Annotated in this window: 11 protein-coding genes; 8 read left to right on the top strand and 3 right to left on the bottom strand. The window is 37.7% G+C overall.

What is annotated here, in order from left to right; all coding sequences use genetic code 11:
* Positions 1-61: 61 nt before the first annotated feature.
* Together HMJ38_RS04235 and HMJ38_RS04230 are read right to left on the bottom strand one after the other, a co-directional pair.
* Positions 62-1306 (bottom strand): S8 family serine peptidase, encoded by a 1245-nt coding sequence (locus HMJ38_RS04235; protein WP_194973122.1) that lies wholly within the window; start codon positions 1304-1306, stop codon positions 62-64.
* 16 nt (positions 1307-1322) lie between these two features.
* A complete protein-coding gene (locus HMJ38_RS04230) occupies positions 1323-2003 on the bottom strand; it encodes a hypothetical protein (protein ID WP_228779880.1) in 681 nt (226 codons plus the stop codon).
* A gap of 93 nt (positions 2004-2096) precedes the next feature.
* Between HMJ38_RS04230 and HMJ38_RS04225 the strand changes: the two genes are divergently transcribed.
* The 8 genes from HMJ38_RS04225 to HMJ38_RS04190 all read left to right on the top strand — a co-directional run bounded on the left by HMJ38_RS04225 (position 2097) and on the right by HMJ38_RS04190 (position 15238).
* The gene (locus HMJ38_RS04225; RefSeq protein ID WP_194973121.1) at positions 2097-2993 is read left to right on the top strand and encodes a class I SAM-dependent methyltransferase; all 897 of its coding nucleotides are present in this window, start codon (positions 2097-2099) and stop codon (positions 2991-2993) included.
* 335 nt (positions 2994-3328) lie between these two features.
* Positions 3329-4513 (top strand): aspartate aminotransferase family protein, encoded by a 1185-nt coding sequence (locus HMJ38_RS04220; protein ID WP_194973120.1) that lies wholly within the window; start codon positions 3329-3331, stop codon positions 4511-4513.
* 367 nt (positions 4514-4880) lie between these two features.
* Entirely contained in the window at positions 4881-7268 is a 2388-nt protein-coding gene (locus tag HMJ38_RS04215) for a penicillin acylase family protein (protein WP_194973119.1), read from the top strand.
* A 431-nt stretch (positions 7269-7699) separates the two neighbouring features.
* A complete protein-coding gene (gene msrB, locus HMJ38_RS04210; protein ID WP_194973118.1) occupies positions 7700-8113 on the top strand; it encodes a peptide-methionine (R)-S-oxide reductase MsrB in 414 nt (137 codons plus the stop codon).
* 1354 nt (positions 8114-9467) lie between these two features.
* Positions 9468-12512, top strand: a complete 3045-nt coding sequence (locus HMJ38_RS04205; protein WP_194973117.1) for a T9SS type A sorting domain-containing protein — start codon at positions 9468-9470, stop codon at positions 12510-12512.
* A gap of 145 nt (positions 12513-12657) precedes the next feature.
* Complete coding sequence (locus HMJ38_RS04200; RefSeq protein ID WP_194973116.1) at positions 12658-13902, top strand: hypothetical protein; 1245 nt, start codon at positions 12658-12660, stop codon at positions 13900-13902.
* On the top strand, positions 13899-14489 hold the full coding sequence (locus HMJ38_RS04195) for a hypothetical protein (RefSeq protein ID WP_194973115.1): 591 nt from the start codon (positions 13899-13901) through the stop codon (positions 14487-14489). Before HMJ38_RS04200 ends, HMJ38_RS04195 begins: the two co-directional genes overlap by 4 nt.
* 38 nt (positions 14490-14527) lie before the next feature.
* Complete coding sequence (locus HMJ38_RS04190; RefSeq protein ID WP_194973114.1) at positions 14528-15238, top strand: hypothetical protein; 711 nt, start codon at positions 14528-14530, stop codon at positions 15236-15238.
* Positions 15239-15251: 13 nt separating this feature from the next.
* On the opposite strand, the gene HMJ38_RS04185 is transcribed toward HMJ38_RS04190, so the two are convergent.
* Positions 15252-15464 carry a DUF4097 family beta strand repeat-containing protein gene (locus HMJ38_RS04185; protein WP_228779879.1) on the bottom strand — a complete coding sequence of 71 codons (213 nt, stop codon included), beginning with the start codon at positions 15462-15464 and terminating at the stop codon, positions 15252-15254.
* Positions 15465-15490 lie beyond the last annotated feature (26 nt).

The raw sequence follows: 15490 nt of genomic DNA, 5'->3' as shown, positions 1-15490 counted from the left end.
GGTAATTAAAAGATTTTCAAGATGTTTTAAAAACAACTCAAAAACAAATGTTTTGATATCTTCATTTAGCATTGTTTCTAAACGCAATCGGATCTGATGGTGAAATGGGATAATTGAGAACATAACCATCCGAAATTATGTCACCCAGCAATCTCAGCCCTGCCACATGAGGTGCTGCCATGGAAGTGCCTGTTTCTGAACGATATCTATTGCCGGCCCATGTAGAGAGTACTGAAACTCCGGGTGCACCAAACTGTATAGGTTCTCCATAATGTGAAAACCAAGCATATCTATCTCTGGAATCAAAAGCCGAAACTGTAATGGTATATTTTCCTTTCACCCTTGCCGGGCTGAATGAAGTTGCCGGCAACCTCGAATTACCCGAGGCTATGACCATCCAAATTCTTCTTTTTTCAGAAACCCGCAACACAGCCTCATCAACTGCAGTACTGGAATCAAAACCACCAAAACTTAGATTTGCCACGTCACCGGGAATTCCCCGAACGCCTACATGTTCTATACCTGCTATCATTCCTGAAAATGTGAAATCAGCCCTTGGACCAAAGAAAATCTTTACCGGAACAACTGAAACTCCAGGAACCACTCCTACAACTCCGAAATTATTATCCAAAGCTCCGATCGTCCCTGCGACATGGGTACCATGCCCATGTTCATCATCCATGTTCCAATCTTTCTTTTTGGAATTGTAAGCATCGAAACCTCTTTTGCTGTCCACGTTCAAATCAGGATGATCCAATTGAATGCCTGTATCAATAACAAAAACACTGTTTCTTCCTGAATAGGCAAAAGGCCCTCCTACCCTTTTAATGCCCCATGGCACCACTTGGGTATTTGGCCCCAAATCTTCATTTACTTTAAACGGTGGTTTGTCTGTTGGTTTCCCTAAAGTCCCCATCCTGTCTTGTTCCACATATTTCACTCTTGGATCATTGCTGATCAATTCAAGTTTGGATTGATCCAACCTTGCACAAAACCCTGTCAAAGCCAAAGAATAAATTCTTTCAAGATTATCTTCCGCGATTTTGTATTGCCTGAATAAACCCTCTACTTCTTGACGCATCATAGTCTGCATACCATCATAGTCATTGTCATCTATCTTAAATGACAATTGGGTTTCGTGAAGAACTACAATGTACTGATCCTCAATCGGTAAAGTAGTAATGGATTCAAATAAATACGGGTTGCCTGTTACATTAAATTCCTGTTGATTTTGTTCTGAACAAGAAAAAAACAAAGTTATCAGGAAAGGCAACAAAAATGATTTTAAAAATCGTTGTCTTTTCATAAAATAATTTGGGTTATTAATCAAGCAGAAATATAAGTATTTTTCTTAAATCAGTCGGGTTTTCGGGTTTCAGTTTCTCCGTTTTAATAAAATTTTTTAATTCATTATACTTTTCGCCTGCCAAATCCTTCATTCCCGAGCTATTTGTCTTTAATTCAGAAGATTGCATTCCCTTAATAAAAAGATATTTAATATCATGCTTATAAGTATCATATTGAGGCCCAGTATATCCATCCCTTACCCCACTTGGTTGAACAAGAGTTTTGGAATGGAGTGCAACATATTTTCCATTTTCATTTTCAAATAAGATTTCCACCAATTGAGATTTTCCTGAAACAAACTCCATCTTAAATAGCCTTTCATCTTCACCCATTGTTTTGATCCATTGCCAGTTTTTTAAAGCTAATGGCTCTGAATCCTCTCCCCCTGTTTGAATATATACGGTATTGGTTTCCAGCAAAATATTGAAAGGAACCTGATCATGCACATTACCATTATTTAAGGAAATATTCCCCATAGGTGGTATTTCAAAAAGGTATGGTGTTCCTTTTACGCCATCACTTTTTGGATTAAGTCGGAAAGTCCCTGAGTATTGATTTTCCGGACTTCTTATAGTTTGAATAGCTTGGCTGAATGCGGAAAAAGCCTGCATTCCTCCTATCAAAAATATTAATATATAGCGAAACTGCTTCTGCATCTTGGATTTTGGATAATTTTCTTTTACAATTTACCAAAACAAATCACAAATAGAAAATGGGTTGTACTTCAATTATATATTTACTTTTGCATTATGAAAGAATCTATTTTGTCTTTAGCACCACATCATTGGGAAGAATACGAACTAATTGATACTGGTGGATTTGAAAAACTGGAAAGATTTGGGAAATATATTTTGAGCCGTCCCGAACCGCAGGCCATTTGGGATAAAAGCCTGAATGAAGAAGAATGGGGAAAATTGGCCCATGCACATTTTTCAAAAGAAAAAAACAATCCTGAAAAGGGCCATTGGAATGAGCTTGCCGAAATCCCCCATAATTGGCAGATCAATTATCAAAATCCTGATGGATTAAAAATGAAACTCAATCTGGCCATGACCTCTTTCAAGCATATCGGACTCTTTCCGGAGCAAGCTGTGAATTGGGATTATATTTCGGATACTTTAAAGTCATTCCCTGTCAAAAACCCAAAGTTATTGAACCTGTTTGCATATACAGGGGCTGCCTCCGTTGCTGGAAAAGCCTGTGGCGCAGAAGTAACGCATTTAGATTCTGTAAAGCAGGTCGTAACCTGGTCCAAGCATAACATGGAATCCTCAGGTCAGGAAGGTATCCGATGGATTGTAGATGATGCCATGAAATTTATTAGAAGAGAAGTTAGACGAGGAAACAAATATCATGGAATCATCCTGGATCCACCTGCCTATGGTCGGGGCCCTGATGGTGAAAAATGGATACTAGAAGAGCAAATCAACGAAATGCTCAAACTCTGCGCAGAACTCCTTGATCCTGACCATCACTTTCTGATTTTGAATATGTATTCCCTAAGTTTCAGTTCCATGATCGCTGCCAACTTGATCCATTCCAATTTCGGAGAAGTTGACAATGCTGAACACGGGGAGCTTTATTTAGTTGATAGATTCAAGAAGAATTTGCCACTTGGAATTTTCTTTAGGTTCAGGAAGTTTTGAGACACAAGATACAAGACACAATTCATTAGACTCAAGATCCAAGACACAAGATTCAAGACTGGGTCAATGTGAAGTGGGAGGTTTCTATTTGAGTGAAGACATTCACATTGGCATCGAGACTTGGTGAGTGATAAAAGGGAGGTTTCTATGTGAGTGAAGACACTCACATCGGCATAGCCATCAGATTAGGGTGACGCCTGCTAAAGTTGAAGAAGATACTAATTAAGTGGTCACCTCTCGGCTCTCGCTTCTCGGTTCTAATTTCTCGCTTCTTGAATCTTGTTTCTTGACTCTTGGCTCTACCATCTCTCGTCTCATATCTCACATCTAACCAAATGAACAACCGTCAACTCTTTCTTTCCCACCTCGCACAGACTACTGATTTTCCTTTGATGATCGAAATCGAGAGGGCTGAGGGGGTCTATATGTATGGGCCTGACGGGAAATCATATTTAGACCTGATTTCGGGAATTGGGGTCAGCAATGTTGGCCATAGGCACCCCAAAGTCTTGGAAGCCATTCGTGAACAATTGGATAAATACCTGCACCTGATGGTCTATGGAGAATATGTCCAAAGTCCACAGACCTTATTGGCGAAAGCACTTTGCGAAACACTTCCTTCTCATTTGGACAATGTATATTTGGTCAATTCCGGAAGTGAAGCGGTGGAAGGCGCTTTGAAATTGGCGAAAAGATTTACCAACAGACGGGAAATCATTTCCTGTGTCAATGCCTATCATGGATCATCCCATGGTTCACTTTCGGTTGGCGGAAATGAGATTTTTAAAAGGGCTTACCGTCCACTACTGCCTGGTATCAAAAATGTGGTTTATGGCTCTTTCCATCAGCTGGAAGAAATCACTGAAAATACCGCTGCATTTATAGTAGAAACCATACAAGGAGAGGCAGGTATCAAAGTCTCCTGCTCACAATATTTCCAAGCTTTGAGGAAAAAATGTGATGAGACAGGAACCCTATTGATTCTGGACGAAATACAGGCGGGATTTGGAAGAACAGGTAAATTCTGGGCTTTTGAGCATTTTGGAATTGTACCGGATATCTTGGTCTGTGCCAAAGGTATGGGTGGAGGTATGCCCATCGGAGCTTTTATTGCCAATAAGGAGATTATGGGCGTGTTTAAAAACAATCCATTATTGGGGCATATCACCACTTTTGGAGGGCATCCTGTTTCAGCAGTTGCTTCTTTGGCCACCATCAAAGTGATTCAGGAAGAAGATCTTTTGGAACAGGTAGAGGCCAAAGCCAACCTTTTCAAAAAACTATTGGTCCACCCAAAAATCAAATCCATCCGAAACAAAGGCCTGATGATGGCAGTGGAATTTGAGTCTTTTGAGGTTTTAAAACCCATTATTGACCGAGCCATTGAAAAAGGAGTTATAACAGATTGGTTTCTTTTCTGCGATGACGCCATGAGAATTGCGCCGCCTTTGGTCATTACGGAGGAGGAAATTGAGAAGGCTTGTGGGGTGATTTTGGAGGCGGTGGAAGGAGAAGGGTGATTTTATGCTTTTACTGAATAAATTGAATAGAGGGTTCTCGTTTCGACGAAAGGAGAAATCTATTCAGCCTTGAGGTTTTAGACTTCTCCTGCCGGCGAAGTGACAAGGAGAAGTTATTTTTAATAGCTGTCCTTGTTTTGTTGGATCGGTACTGGCATTTTTCTCTCCTTGTCATTCGAACGTAGAAAGAAATCTAGAAGTCTAAGGGGTAATTAGACCAATAAACAATTTACAGTTCCCTGTATTTTAACAAATCGATAATCGTCAAATTACCGATTATCTATTTAATTTTTTACATATTCAGTTTTCCTGACTTTAATTTGAAAACCTTATATTTACCGTAATCCTCCCACCCAAATAAACCCTTATGAAAAAACTCCTCTATGTCCTGATCATCCTGTTTTTTGTCATCATTGCCGGCTATCAGATTGTCAAGTATCAATTTGGTCCGACCTATTCCGGTGAAATTGAAATAAGTGGTCTTTCGGCCGAAACAGCCGTTTACTTTGATGATTATGGTGTTCCGCATATTTATGCCCAAGACGCCAAAGATGCCTATATGGCTTTGGGATATGTCCATGCACAGGACAGACTATTTCAAATGGAAATGACAAGACGAGTCGGAACGGGGACTTTGGCGGAACTATTGGGCGAGGACCTGGTGGAAGTGGATAAATTCTTTAGGACTTTAGGTATTCCCAAGCATGCGGCTTGGAGTACAGAGGAATGGAAGAAGGCTGGAAACTCTGAATGGAAAACTGCCACAGAAGCTTATGTCAGAGGTGTGAACCATTTTATACAAAATGGAAAACTTCCCATTGAATACACCCTTTTGGGATCCAAACCAAGAGAGTTTACGGTCAACGATATCCATGCCATTGCAGGTTATTTGTCATTTACTTTTGCCATGGCCATGAAAACTGATCCTTTGGTGACATACATGGCTAGGACATTGGAGCCTGAATACATGGAAGTCCTTTCTGTACATACCCTGCCTGAACATCATTTCATTCCAAACAATTATCCCGAAAGAGATGAATACAGCGGGGAAATGTTAGTCAACGATAATCTTTCAGCCTTATTGGAAAAACTTCCGGTTCCTCTCTTGGAAGGAAGCAATGGTTGGGTTATCTCCGGCAGCCGAACAGCTTCGGGGGAAGTACTTTTTTGTAATGATACCCATATTGGATTTTCGCAGCCATCTGTTTGGTACGAATCACACATTGAATATCCGGGATTTAGCTATTATGGCAATTATATTTCCGGTATTCCCTTTGGATTTGTGGGACATAACAGTCACCATGCCATCGGCTTGACCATGTTCGAGAATGACGATCAGGACTTTTATGAGGAAAAACTGAACCCCAACAATCCCAACGAAACCATTTATGGAGATGAATTCAAGCCTTTGAAAACAAGAACTGAATCCATAAATGTTAAAGGCAGTGAGCCTGTTACCATTGAGATCAAAGAATCTATTCATGGCCCCATCATGAATGAGGTCATTCCCGAAATTGCGAAAATGACTGATAATCCTGTCGCCTCTTGGTGGGTTTATACCCTTGAACCAACACGGGCTTTGGAAGCTACTTTCAAAATGGCAAGGGCAAAAAGTATTCAGGAAACAGAAAATGCCGTTCGCCTTATCCATTCTCCCGGCCTGAATGTCATGTATGGAGACAAAGATGGAAATATTGCTTGGTGGGCAGCTGCCAAACTTCCCTTAAGATCTGAAAACATCAACAGCAAGATATTCTCAGACGGCAGCAATCCTGCCAATGATATCACCCAATGGATTCCTTTCGAAGAAAACCCAATGAGCATCAATCCCCCATCCGGTTTTGTAGCCTCTGCCAACAATCAGCCTGACACCTTGAGCAACGGCATATTTTACCCGGGTTACTACTACCCCGGTGAAAGGTGGAACAGGATTGCAAAAACCGTCACTTCCAGAAATGATTGGACCAAAGACAACATCAAAACCTTACAATTGGAATCCATCAATGAAGTCCAACCTATGAATGTCCAAAGCATGTTGTCAGCTTCTGATAGATCTACTTTTAAAGGTTTGGAATCAGCCCTTAGCGCTCTTGAATCCTGGAAAGGTTATCACGACCTTGACGCCATAGCCCCTACCATTTATTACAAATGGCTTTACCATACCATGCATGGGATGATGGCAGATGAGTTGGGAGAGGAATATTTCAACAACTTCATCAAATCATTTATGTACATCAGAAGTGCTTCGAAACTGATACAAACAGAAGATTCACCTTGGTGGGATAATGTCAACACCTCTCAAAAAGAAAGCAGAAAAGACATCATTCAGGCGGCATTGGAAACAACCTTAACAGAACTCAAAGCACAATTGGGAAACAATCCTGAAAAATGGCAATGGGAAAAGGTGGTTGTTTTGGAACATCCCCATCCATTGAGTTCCAAAAAGCCTTTGGATAAAATCTTCAATGTAAAAGCGCCTGCGGTAGCTGCCAATGAAGAATCAGTCAATAAAATGGCCTTTACCATCAATCCTGATGGAATTTATAAGGTCAATTCAGGTCCAGCACTTCGGGTTATCATCGATTTCACCAATGTATCAGCGGGAGAATCCATTCTACCCACCGGCCAAAGCAGCAATCTCTTCAGCCCCCACTATAGCGATCAGTCCGAAATGTACGCTAGTGGCGTTTACAGGCCGATGCTAATGGAAGAGACGGTGATCAAGGAGAAGAGGAAGTTGGTGTTGAAGCCTTAAGGGAGGTGACTATGTGGAGAAAGGTGACAAGGTAAATCTTAATAGGACTCTTAACTCCTGTTATTGGATCAATTGTGTCTATGGGTTCACCTCGTCATTTCGATCCCGATGGCTATCGGGAGAGAAATCTGTAAAGCCCTGAAAGTATCCAGACCTCTCCTTTCGTCGAGGTGACAAGGCAAGGTTTTTTCTTTATCTGTCCTTGTTTTGATGGATTAATACTGGCATTTAAGTTCGCCTTGCCATTTCGACGGCAGGAGAAATCTAAAAACCCTCAGTTTAAACTAAGTTTTATATGATAAAATGGTAATGGCAACCAATCAGAAATTCAAAGTTTTAAAAACCCTTAAAAAACCAATTTCCCTATTTTATGGTTTAGATACAAAACCTTACCAATCAGGAAAGCTCATATCAACAACAACCAAAACACCATGACCTCAAAACCAACAAAAACATACCCAATTTCCAAACCAGAAGAAGAATGGAAAAAAGACCTTGACCCTGAAAGCTATCATGTCCTTCGGGAAAAAGGAACGGAAAGACCATTTACTGGTCAGTACTATCTCAACAAAGAAACCGGCATCTATGAATGCAAAGCCTGTGGCAATGAGATTTTCCACTCCTCAGCCAAATATGACAGTGGTTGTGGTTGGCCATCCTTCACCGAACCTGTCAGACCTGAAGCCATTGAGGTAAAAATGGACCGAAGTCATTTTATGGTCAGGGAAGAAATTCTTTGTGCGAATTGTGGCGGTCACTTAGGCCACAGGTTTCCTGATGGCCCGAAAGATATGGGGGGGATTAGGTATTGTATCAATTCGGTGAGTCTTGAATTCAAAAAATAGTTTCAATAGCATTTCTAAGAAGAAATAATAGCTAAAATTTGAACTATATCCTCCATTTTTATAATGGTTTTAAAATCGTGATAGAGTTAAATTCAATTTACTCATCATTGAGAGTTATTTTTAAAAAAATTTCAAAACTAAACTGGGAAAAGGGATCAATAACTTTTTTTGCACTGGCAGAATTTGAGAACTTCTACCTATTAAAAGAGACTATTCCACAAAATTAAAATAGGGAGATTTTTTTCATATTAAGCCCTTCATCGTTGAATTTGCCCATCCATGTAACTTTAAACAGAACTAAAAATCACTATTTAATTTTAATTAAAAGACAAAAAAGTATTTCATATAATTTTTTTTGCATTTAGTATTGCGGAATAATGTTTTAATTTCTTATATTTATCACAAAAATAATTCTTATTGTTCAAAAAAGAATTCTATAGGCTCATAAATTGTTCTCACTATTTAAAAAAAATTATTGACCGCATTTAAGCTGATGTTATTGAAAATAACATTTAATAGACCTCGGTATTTCTGAATTAAATCAGGAATTAGTTCAAAGGCAATCAAATTCTCGTAAAAACTATTCCAAAACATAAACCAAACAGTTTCTGTTTTGAAATTTTAAAATCTTTTTCATCATTATTTCTTGGATTTTATGAAATTATTTAATTTAGTTTTTGTCTATATTTTCGCCACGTTGCAAATTTTATTCGCACAGAGCAATAATTATAATAATCCTCCAATTGAAATTCAAAGTATTTTTAAAAGTTGTACGTTTTATAATGGAGGATTTATTCAAATCGAAGCTTCGGGCCTAAAAAGCATAGAATATAGCCTTAATGGAAATAATTTTTCAACTCAAAATTCATTTGAACGATCTCCTGGCAAATACATCCCAGTAATAAGAGGTTCTAGTAATGTAATTTCAAATATAAATGTATCGGGTGAATACGAAATAATTATCTCGGGAAAAGGACTGATTGAACAATTAGAAATCCCGTCTTTTAATATTCAAGGTAGCTTAATCATTACAGAAAAAATTCCTTCGAACACTCAGAACCTAAATTATACCATTGATATTGGAATCGTTACAGATTATAATGAAAAATTATCTAAAAATGGACATTTGCAATTTGGTAGTAATACCTCATTAATCAATGTTTTCAAGTCTGATTTAAATGCTGAAAATATTGATATTTCATCTAAATCCTTTTCTCATAATGAAAATAAAAATACAAATTTAATCCTAAGTAATGGATCTATACCAAACCCATACAATATTTATTTTTTTTCAAATATTTTAAATAAAGATTCTGAGTATTTAGAATTCAGAATCTCATCGGGAGAAATTAATTTGAGTTATTCTAATGAAACTTTATCTGGGAATATTTTAATCAATGGAATAAATGAAAATACAAATACAAATTCGACTTATTCTGCTAATATAACTGGTATTAGAAAAAAAACAAATACACCCATTAACGAATCAATTTTTGTAGCTAAAGGAGATACTGTTACGATAAATCCCCCACTCCAAATTGACACCGAAACGAACGAACTGTGTAGAGAAGTCTATGCAACAGCAACAGGTGGGACAGGAAATTATACGTATTATTTAACATATTTCAATGATTCAACAGTTCAAAGCGAAAACGGGATTTTTAGAGGGTTAATTCATAGTGATTTTACTGTATCGGTTAAAGACAGTGAGGGTTGCGAAGATAGTCAGTATATTCAATTACCATTTTACGGTGAAATTCCCCAAACTCCGAATATTTCTATCGTTCCTAAAACCATACCCTCTCCTGATGTTTCTTTAACTACCGACACAACAGGCATTTTTTCTTATGTTTGGTTCCTTGACAGTGTTCAAATCCCTAATTCAAATTCCCCTATTATCTCTATTACACAATCGGGGAATTATCAGGTTAAGGTAATATCAGTAGCAGGTTGTGAATCCAATCTTTCCGACAACTTCTTAATCAATTGGTATCCTATTAATATCGATGATGCTTTTGTAGATGACGTAAGGTGTTTTGGAGAGGAAAATGGACGGATCGTAGTCGCTGCTTCCGTTGGGGAAGGAAATCTTGAATATAGTCTTGGTGGTCAGCCATTCATCTCTACAGGTTCTTTCAATCAGTTAGAGGCTGGGGAATACACAGTATTTATAAGGGGTAGTCAAAACACCAATTATGTGATAAGCAGGGTATTTTCAGTTTCACAGCCTGATCCAATTGAAGTTGTCGTTCTTGAACAAACCGGACCTAGTTGTCCTGGAGAAAATACAGGAAATATCAGGGTGGCGGCAAGTGGCGGAACAGGCGAATCTTATCAGTATGAAATTTCAGGTGATGAGGAAAACATCAATAATAGTGGTGTTTTTGGTGGTTTGTCAGAAGGTTCATATACAATCTGGGTTTACGACGAAGCGGGATGCTCGACATCTGTTGATTTGTCTTTAACTCCCCAAACTGATGATGTGCCTTCTACACCTCAAATATTCCTGGAAAACCCTCAATCACCCACTTCTGATGTGTTTATATCCTCCGATAATTTAGACTTCTTCAGATATGTATGGTACCTGAATGGAGTGGAAATACCCAATTCAGACAATCCTAGGTTTCAAGTGACGCAATCGGGTACCTATCAATTACAGGCTTTCTCTGAGTCAGGTTGTGGTTCCAAAATATCCGAACCTTATGCTCTCAATTGGTACCCAATCAATATGGGCGAAACATTTGTCGAAAACGTTAGGTGTTTTATGGAAAATAATGGTAGAATCGAAATCTCTGCCACAGTCGGGGAAGGAACTCTTGAATATAGTATTGACGGGCAAAACTTTATCTCAACAAATTCTTTTAATCAGTTAGAGGCAGGGGAATACACAGTATTTATCAGGGGTAGTCAAAACACCAATTATGTAATAAGCAGGGTATTTTCAGTTTCACAGCCTGATCCAATTGAAGTGGTCGTTCTTGAACAAACCGGACCAAGTTGTCCGGGAGAAAATACAGGAAATATCAGGGTAGCGGCAAGTGGAGGAACAGGCGAATCTTATCAGTATGAAATTTCAGGTGATGAGGAAAACATCAATAATAGTGGTGTTTTTGGCGGTTTGTCAGAAGGTTCATATACAATTTGGGTTTACGATGAGGGGGGATGCTCGACATCTGTTGATTTGTCTTTAACTCCCCAAACCGATGATGTGCCTTCTACACCTCAAATATTCCTGGAAAACCCTCAAAATCCGTCATCAGAAGTGTTATTGTCTTCGGATAATACTGAATCATTTCGATATGTATGGTTCCGTAATGAAGTGGAAATACCCAATTCAGACAATCCTAGGCTTCAAGTGACGCAATCGGGTACCTATCAATTGCAGGCTTTCTCTGAGTCAGGTTGTGGTTCCGAAATATCCGAACCTTATGCTATCAATTGGTACCCAATCAATATAGGCGAAACATTTGTCGAAAACGTTAGGTGTTTTGGGGGAAATAATGGTAGAATCGAAATCTCCGCCACAGTCGGGGAAGGAACTCTTGAATATAGTATTGACGGGCATAACTTTATCTCTATAAATTCTTTCAATCAGTTAGAGGCAGGGGAATACACAGTATTTATAAGGGGGAGCCAAAACACCAATTATGTGATACGTAGGGTATTTTCAGTTTCACAGCCCGATCCAATTGAAGTTGTCGTTCTTGAACAAACCGGACCTAGCTGTCCTAACGAAACCTCAGGCAGGATAAGAGTTGCTGCAAATGGAGGTAATGGTAATTATACTTTCGAAATACCTTCAGAAGGAATAATAAACTCTGATGGAGAATTTGAAGGTTTTGCTGAAGGTATTTTTTCTTTAATTGCCCGCGATGAAAATGGCTGTGAAAGAACTGTTGAAATTCAACTGAGCGCCCAAGCTGACTTTCCTCCTATTCCTGTCATTTCTATCTTAGGACCGGATGGGACTCCTTCAGGAGTAAGGCTTGCTTCAAGTAGTACCATAAATAATCAATGGATAATTAATGGATTTGAAGTTCCAAACGGAACAGAACAATTCTATGAAATCAGGCAACCTGGCATTTACCAAGTAAGGGTAACCAATGAATTTGGATGCTCTGCTATTTCTGAATCTTTGGTTATTTCAGAGATTACGCCAAACAGAATATTCAGTTCAAAAATTTATCCCAACCCGGCTGAGGGGTTTATAAAGGTGACTTTTGAACAACCTACCATATTGGGAACTCTAAAATTATTTAGTGCCAATGGTACCTTGGTAAAAGACCTTGGATCAAATATTCAAGTTCAGGATTTTATTGAAATCAATTTAGAAAATATTGCACCTGGATTTTATATCCTATTGCTGGACAAAGAATTAATCAGATTCCTGAAAAAATGAATAGAATGCAAACATTTTAATTGCGCTACTTATTGATTTCAAATCAGGAAGCAATATCAATGTGATCTGATTTCTTCACCATAAATGTTATGAGTAGAAATTAAAATTAAACAACATAGTAAAATGATGTAAAATAAAATTTGCCATGACCTATAATCCAAATAAATTCAAAAAACTATTCTCTATTTTTTTGGTCCTTTTTTGGACTTGTTTGGAGATTTTTGCTCAAAGACCTATAACTAGCGGTCCTAATCCTCTTAGCACAACTCCACCTGATGACGACTTTCCGTTTTTAATTGTTGCGGGAGGTGCTGTTGTTGCAGCCGGAAGTTTTCTAACTGTAAAAAAATTTAGAGCGCCAAAGATATTTGTTGTTGAACACTTACCAACATATCTTTTAAATAGAAATTTTTTACCAAATCAAGATGCACTAAATCTAATGTACGGGTTGAATCCTGAATTGGATAGCGGTGACGTGATTAGATCAAATAAAAAGCTTCGCATGCCAAGTTTCCCTGAACCTCCACCTGGAATAAACTTTCAAGAAATCCTTTCCGCCCAAATAGATTTTAATAAAGACAGTTTGAGAAATTTAGAAAATAATCTCAAATCCACTATTCAAAAATATAAAGCTTGGGAAGTTGATCTAAGAAAAACTGAAGATTTGAAAAGTGCCAACCGAATATCTGCAATTCTTCCCTCCTTTGAGGCAATCAATACTGTTGCCTTAGCTGAAAAAAGCGAAGAAAATATAGTAATGATTCAATTCTTTTCAGATTTGATATTTGCATTAAATGACAATCTTGAAAAAATAATTCATTCACAGAGCATTTCTGATGAACAGGTCAATCTTATTGAAAATCTTGATACAAATTTAAAAGACCTATTAACCTCTTTTGATCCAAATACATTAAATGAAGTAAATGACCTGACATTTAACGATCTTATTAGAAATCAGATCCAGTTTGCAAGTACTTTTTCCTTTCAGGAAAATTATCAGTCTGATAAAAACATCAACATCGAGGGGTTTCATAAAAATAATGTAAGGCTCAATTCAAGTAAATTAAAAGAATTTGCTTTTGCTGTGTACAAGTTTGGGGAACAAGGAGAATTGATTACTGAAGGACCGGAAGTTGAAAAAAAATACCTAATTAAATATTCCTTACCCGCCTTAAAAGATAATCCTGACTCATTCCATTACCTATCGGGCCCTGCTACATATGCCATAGCCTTATTACCTCCGGCGAAACTTTTTTTTGTATTGGAAGACCATCTAGGAAGTAGTATCCCAATTAATAATTCACTAATTGATTTTAAACTAGCTTTTAATAATCCAAAATTAGGTGATCCTGAGGATAGAATTACTGTCCCTATTTACGTTTCAAAATGATTAAATTACTAAAATACAGAGCAGCTCTAATTGGAGTCTTATTTGGCCTATTTGGAGGAGGATTGGCTAATTTATTGGCTATTGAGGAAATGGCACTGTATTATACTTCTTTGGCCACAATGATAGCATTAGTTGTTAATCTATTAGTATCTTTTTTATTAAAAGGAAAGTGGAACCTCAAAATCCGAAATCAATTGAAGTATATTTCTGTTGGTCTGTTTTTTTCCCTAATTGTCATTTTGATTACGCATACAAAATTCTTTTTAGAAGGCACATTTTCTTACAGCGATTTTGATAACAATACTAGTTATCACATTAAAGGAAGTGAATATACTCAGTTGGCAAAAAAATTCAAGCTTGAAAATCCCTATATAGAATCTGACAACGATCTCATACGGGAGGGTTTTGGTTCTCCGGAAGAGAAAGGAAAGGTTTGGACGCAGGATTCCATCAATCAGTCATGGTTGAAATTATTGATAACCTATTCCTTAATGGTCGTATTCTTTGTGGGTTTGATCTCAATTTTAATTGAAATTCTGATGAGTAAATACGAAAAAACAACCCGTAAAAGCATCGAGTCAGATTAATTTATAAATCTTTCAATTATCCTCAAATTTATTTACACATGAAAAATCAATTTGTTTGCTTAGCTAATGTCACCATCATTTTGTTACTAATGTTTGGATGTGGCTCTGAAGAAAAGCCATCCAATAAATTGATAAAATATAATTTAGGTGTGGAGATCCAAGAAAATGTTTTTAATGAGGAAGTATTAAGTAAGGTAGGTAATTTAGAGAATTTTTTGGATTTATTGACGGCGAATGGAATGAGGGTGTCGAACGGGGCCCAACCACCAACAATTATGGCAGACATATTAAAGGGGGATTTTGGTGTGAGATATACTGTCGAAAGTCTGTGTATCTATGATGGAAAAAATTCTTCAAATGTAGGTGAAGTTTTTGGAGGCTTTTTCATGGAAATGCTGATCGATACCGAACCAGGTTTAAACAACCTTGGGCGGTTAAGATATTCTTCACTTTCCAGCGATAACTATCCAGAATATCCAAATGGAATAGACTCGGGGGAAGGAAGTGGTTATGCATCAGGAGGTGCAGATAACTTTACTTTATTTGTTTTAGTAGAAAATGCACGTTTTAGGAATATTCCCTATAAGGCATTATGGATCATTTCAGGTTCTTACAATTATTACCTTTTAACAAATTTCACTATGTGTTTTGTAATTTTGGAAAAAGGAAATGATCCCAATGATGAATTAGCCAATCCCGGAACTATAAGAATTTTCTCAGATCCCCAACCCGATATGTATTGGGATTAAATCAGTATTTTTCTCAATTCCCAATCCTAATCCTCCCACTACTCACCCTCCCTCTTACTGTATTGGAAGATCCATTATCAATATTCAACTTTTTCCCTGAAGAATCATCTCCTACTTTGACACTGCCACTGTTTGCGCTGAGGTCAAAGTTGAAATCTTGGAGGTCGGAGTTGGTTTGGATGGTGATGCTGCCGGAGTTGGCATTTAAGGAATTATTTCTTCCCAAACCTGAGTTTTCTACCTTAAAAAAAA

This window comes from Aquiflexum lacus (assembly GCF_015476655.1).
Taxonomy (GTDB): Bacteria; Bacteroidota; Bacteroidia; order Cytophagales; family Cyclobacteriaceae; genus Aquiflexum; species Aquiflexum lacus.
This window is presented reverse-complemented; position numbering and strand designations above follow the sequence as displayed.